The organism is Cognatishimia coralii (genome assembly GCF_037478305.1).
GTDB lineage: Bacteria > Pseudomonadota > Alphaproteobacteria > Rhodobacterales > Rhodobacteraceae > Cognatishimia > Cognatishimia coralii.
In genome coordinates this window covers 1-5,022 of sequence record NZ_JBBGAZ010000028.1, presented here as the reverse complement: position 1 = coordinate 5,022, position 5,022 = coordinate 1, and the positions used below count along the sequence as shown (strand labels likewise).

The following is a 5,022-nucleotide window of genomic DNA, read 5'->3' as shown; positions in this document are numbered from 1 at the left end:
CTGCGAACCCTGTCTCAGGTTTAAGGGCAAAAATATCGGATTTAAAGGCAAAATATCATATTTAAGGGCAAAGCAAGGCCGTTGATTTCGTTGGATTTCTCATCTCACAATTAAGGGCTACGCGACAGCTGGGTTCGAACTGAAGCTCATTTCCTCCGTCGGCCTCGCCCGCACCCGCTTGTCGTTCACCTCCCAGCCCGCCTCTCTCAGCAGGGCCGCGATGCGACGGTAGCCGTAGCGGCCGTATTGGCGAGCCAGTTCGATCATGTCTGCGACCAATTGGTCCTCATCCGCTCGACCTTGAGGAGCCTTCCTCTGCGTCGAGCGATGCTGCCCGAGGACGCGACAGGCACGTCTCTCAGACAGGCGGAACCTTGTTCGGACATGATCGATGCAAGTCCGGCGACGCGCGAGGCTCAGTAGTTTCCCCGGGCAGCCTCAGCGAGGATGAGCTTGTCTAAGGTCAGGTCAGAGACAGCTTTCCTCAGCCGCTCATTCTCCTTCTGAAGGCGTTTGAGCTCCTTCAGTTGGTCGGTTCCCATCCCGCCGTATTGCTTGCGCCAGCGGTAGTAGGTCTGCTCCGTAATGCGAACCTGGCGGATCGCATTCACACGTGCCGTGCCTTGACCGGCAAGCACCTCAACCTGCCGCAGCTTCGTGACAATCTCTTCTGGCTTGTGCCGTTTCGTAGCCATCTTGGCCCTCCGTTTTCCTCAACATTACGGTGGACCACGTCAGTGGGGGAGGACCATCGGAAGGCAAGCAACTGTCCACGTATTAAATGATCAAGTTGAATGGCTAACTCGATCCGCTATCCAATACCTGCGAAATAGGCCTGACAACCGCGATAACCTTGAGAAGCTCATGGATCAGGCCAACGTTGGGTATGATGATGTTGACGCTTCACCATTCCAGTACCGCGGTGCCGTGGGTTACTTCGAATATGAAAAAGCACTCCTGAAACACATTCAGGACAAGCTCACTCTACAAGCATCGTCGGAGGGTCGTTCAACCATACCAAATGCATGGATTTCTGAGCAAATCTGGTTGATAGACAACGCGCTTCGCGATCTGCAAAGCATGAGAGAAATTCAAGAGGTAACTGCAACAGCCAGTGTAGATACACAGCCTCCTCAAGCCACAAGTGAGCCTGAGGAGACGGATGTACAAGAGCAAAGACTAGAGGCAAATATCAATAGGGAAGAACAACCGTCAAATACCTCCAGCATCAATGGAGGTATGGTGAATATTGGCAATGAGTTTCTTACGCACTCTAGCACTATATCGATCAGAATTCATGGCTTGGGCAATGAAGGGTATTTTATATACCTTTCTATCCCCCCGGTCAGATTGATTATGGTTGTCCAAGTGATGTCTCTGATGCCGATGCAAGTCGGCTTCTTGGCGAAATCCAGGTCGCAATTGAAAACGGTTATCTTAATCTCATTGAAAATCTAGGATGCAACGAGCGGCGACGAAACTAACTGATCTTGCACTCTAAGATCAGCATTGTGACGACCGAGAACCAATACTGAGATAGCTATCTACCAACACCATTCGGATAGCGCTCACAGTGTAACTGCAATACTAAACCGACAAACCCATATTGCCGTTCTTGCGCTTCTATGTTCTCAGGCGAACATTGCCTGCGGCGTGAAGCCTCTCTTTGCATCTCTCTTTCAATAGTCGTAGCTATTCGAACCTGTTCCCGCACCAGTTCAGGCACTTTGGACGTGTCGCGGTTTGATGCCGCTCCTTTGATAGCATTTACTGCAGCAAAGGAGACGAACTATGGGACTGAAACGGACGGACGAATTCCGGGCTGATGCGGTGCGGATCGCGCTGACGAGTGGGCTGACAAGGAAGCAGGTGGCGTCAGATTTGGGCGTTGGCCTATCGACGTTGAACAAGTGGGTCACGGCGCATCGCGACACCGGGATGGTATCCGACAAAGACTTGGACCTTGCCCGTGAGAATGAGCGGCTTCGACGCGAGAACCGCATTCTCAAGGAGGAGAGGGAAATTCTAAAAAACCGTTCCGGGCCGCAGCCCGCCTGTGCGCGGTAGCAACAGCCTGTGCTATGCTCGTAGCGAAGGGCAGTTGCCGATGGCTTATTGGTGGGCTGGATCCCGTTAAAAAACGTGGCACATGGGCTGATGCGCACTTGAGAGTGGTAACGGCGCGATTGCGGCGATCCCGGTTAGGAAGATGACGAACTTGCATGGCCCACGCCCTTCGTTCCGAACGGAGGAGATGTCATGCCCAGACCTACGACCGGCGGCCACCCGGACCTCAAGATGGTCAACCCCAATGCGGCCGCGATCGACATCGGCTCGACGATGCATATGGCAGCGGTGAATCCGTCCAGCTGTGACATGTCGGTTCGCGCCTTCGGCACGTTCACCCAGGATCTGCACGACCTCGCCGACTGGTTCCGGTCTTGCGGCGTCACCAGCGTGGCCATGGAATCCACCGGCGCCTACTGGATACCGGCGTTCGAGATCCTCGAGGCCCGAGGCTTCGAGGTGATCCTCGTGAACGCCCGTTACGCCAAGAACGTGCCCGGCCGCAAAACCGATGTCAGCGATGCGGGATGGCTGCGCCAGTTGCATTCCTACGGCCTTCTGCGTGGTAGTTTCCGCCCCGAAGCCGAGATCGCAACCCTGCGTGCTTACATGCGCCAGCGCGAACGTCTGACAGAGTATGCGGCCGCGCATATTCAACACATGCAGAAGGCGCTGATGGAGATGAACTTACAGCTGCACCATGTCGTCTCCGACATCACCGGCGCAACCGGCATGAAGATCATTCGCGCCATCGTCGCGGGTGAGCGCGATCCGGAGGTGCTGGCCGATTACCGGGATGTGCGATGCAAATCCTCGCCGGCGACGATCCGGGCAGCACTTGTGGGCAATGACCGGGCGGAACATGTCTTCGCTCTGGCGCAGTCGCTTGACCTTTACGACTTCTACAAAACCAAGATCGAGGAATGCGATCAGCGGCTGGAAGCGGCTGTTGCCGCCCTCTCAGCCAAGGGAGGGGACGATCGGCCGCCGCTGCCGAAGGCCCGGATCAAAGGCAGGCAAGTCAATGCACCGGCCTTCGACGTGCGAGCAGCGCTCTACGGGGTATTGGGAACCGACCTGACCCAGATACATGGCCTTGGTCCTTCTCTGGCGCTGAAGCTGGTGGCTGAGTGCGGCACTGATCTGCGCGCGTGGAAGACGGCAAAGCACTTCACATCCTGGCTCTGCCTGTCACCCGGCAACAAGATCTCCGGGGGCAAGATTCTGTCGTCGAAGACGCGGCGCTCCTCGAGCCGGGCGGGGGCCTTGTTGCGATTGGCCGCCACAACCATCGGACGCAGCGACACCGCTCTGGGCGCCTTCTATTGTCGTCTCTCGGCGCGGATCGGAAAGCAGAAGGCGGTGACGGCGACCGCCCGCAAGATCGCCGTCCTGTTCTACAACGCCATCCGGCATGGAATGACTTATCAGGATCAGGGCGCCGCAGCCTATGATGAGCGTCACCGCCGGCGCGTTCTCGCGAACCTCCAGCGGCGCGCCAAGACCCTGGGCTACGCCTTGGCGCCCGTTTTGCCTGAACCGGCTGTTTCTTAGGAAGGCAACGCAGTTCTTCGCGGGTCAAAAGCCATGAGGTTCCGATTCATCGAAGAACATCGTGATGCCTTTTGCGCGAAGCGCATGTGTGACGTCCTGGAGGTCAGCTCCCGCGGTCTGCGTGCTTATCGCAGCCGACCTGCCAGCCAAAGGCAACGGACTGACATGGTTGTCTTGGCTCACATCAAGGAACAGTTCCGCCTCAGCCTGGGCAGCTATGGCCGTCCACGCATGACCGAAGAATTGAAAGAGATGGGTCTGAACGTCGGTCATCGCCGGGTTGGCAGATTGATGCGTGAGAATGGCATCCGCGTTGAGCGGTCGAAGAAGTACATGGTCACAACGGATAGCAATCACGCTTTCAATATCGCGCCGAACCTGCTGAACCGGAACTTCCATGCCGATCAACCGAACCAGAAGTGGGCGGGCGACATCAGCTATGTCTGGACGCGAGAAGGATGGCTTTACCTGGCCGTCATTCTTGATCTGCATTCTCGGCGGGTGATCGGCTGGGCAGTCAGCAATCGCATGAAACGTGACTTAGCAATCCGAGCATTGAAGATGGCGGTTGCACTGCGCCAACCACCCAAAGGCTACATTCATCATACGGACCGCGGGTCGCAATACTGCTCACACGACTACCAGAAGATACTGCGCCAGCACGGGTTCAAGGTATCGATGAGCGGCAAAGGCAATTGTTACGACAACTCCGCTGTCGAGACGTTCTTCAAAACGATCAAAGCAGAGCTGATCTGGCGAAGGTCGTGGCTGACGCGCAGAGACGCCGAGTTGGCGATCTTCCAGTACATCAATGGCTTTTATGATCCGCGCCGACGGCACTCAGCACTGGGCTGGAAAAGCCCGGTCGCCTTCGAACGGAAAGTGGCCTAAACGAGCACTTGGGGCGGCACAGAAACGGGACAGGTCCATCTTTAACCACAGCGTCGGATCGCGCCTGCCGATGATCCGCAGCGGTGCCGGGCTTGCCTATCTCGCCATGATCGAGGAAGAGCGGCTCGAACTGATGACCCCGCATCTGCGCAGCCTGGCTGGGGATGAATGGCCAACGCGGGAAAAGAGCATCAAGCAGGCCCGGCTCGACTACCAGAATTTGGGGTTCGTCTTGGCCGACCAGGTTTTCCATCTCGCCATCCGCGCGGTCGCGACCCCCGTGATCGCCAAGTCGAGCGGCCGGATCTTCACCCTGAGCTGCGCAGGCCCCGTCGCCACGAGCGAACGGCTCCGCAACGAGATCGGGCCGAAGCTGACGCTTCTGGCGAAGAACCTTCAGACCACCACGATGATGCTGACCTGACGCGGGCAGCCTTGCCCGCCGGCACCGTTCAAAGGGACCGCGACAGCGCCTCGGCATAGATGCGCAGGATGGGCAGCATGTGCTCG

At 57.1% G+C, this 5,022-nt stretch carries 3 protein-coding genes and 3 pseudogenes; 5 read left to right on the top strand and 1 reads right to left on the bottom strand.

Going from position 1 to position 5,022, the window contains the following annotated elements:
- Positions 1-171: 171 nt before the first annotated feature.
- A pseudogene (locus WG622_RS19095) lies at positions 172-695 on the bottom strand (transposase); the annotation flags it as partial.
- Positions 696-864: 169 nt separating this feature from the next.
- Between WG622_RS19095 and WG622_RS19090 the strand changes: the two are divergent.
- From WG622_RS19090 to WG622_RS19070, 5 genes and pseudogenes are all read left to right on the top strand, one after another.
- Positions 865-1,458: a hypothetical protein gene (locus WG622_RS19090; RefSeq protein ID WP_143516977.1), complete on the top strand. Its 594-nt coding sequence runs from the start codon at positions 865-867 to the stop codon at positions 1,456-1,458.
- Positions 1,459-1,791: 333 nt separating this feature from the next.
- Positions 1,792-2,031 (top strand): annotated as a pseudogene (locus WG622_RS19085) (transposase); the annotation flags it as partial.
- A 228-nt stretch (positions 2,032-2,259) separates the two neighbouring features.
- On the top strand, positions 2,260-3,621 hold the full coding sequence (locus WG622_RS19080) for an IS110 family RNA-guided transposase (RefSeq protein ID WP_339404887.1): 1,362 nt from the start codon (positions 2,260-2,262) through the stop codon (positions 3,619-3,621).
- A 12-nt stretch (positions 3,622-3,633) separates the two neighbouring features.
- Positions 3,634-4,512: pseudogene (locus WG622_RS19075) on the top strand (IS3 family transposase); the annotation flags it as partial.
- A gap of 70 nt (positions 4,513-4,582) precedes the next feature.
- Positions 4,583-4,936, top strand: coding sequence for an IclR family transcriptional regulator (locus tag WG622_RS19070; protein ID WP_339404886.1), 354 nt, complete (start codon positions 4,583-4,585; stop codon positions 4,934-4,936).
- Positions 4,937-5,022: the final 86 nt, after the last annotated feature.

Coding starts and splice junctions, on each gene's coding strand:
- WG622_RS19070 (WP_339404886.1), top strand. CDS start 4,583: ATGATCCGCAGCGGTGCCGGGCTTGCCTATCTCGCCATGATCGAGGAA.
- WG622_RS19080 (WP_339404887.1), top strand. CDS start 2,260: ATGCCCAGACCTACGACCGGCGGCCACCCGGACCTCAAGATGGTCAAC.
- WG622_RS19090 (WP_143516977.1), top strand. CDS start 865: ATGGATCAGGCCAACGTTGGGTATGATGATGTTGACGCTTCACCATTC.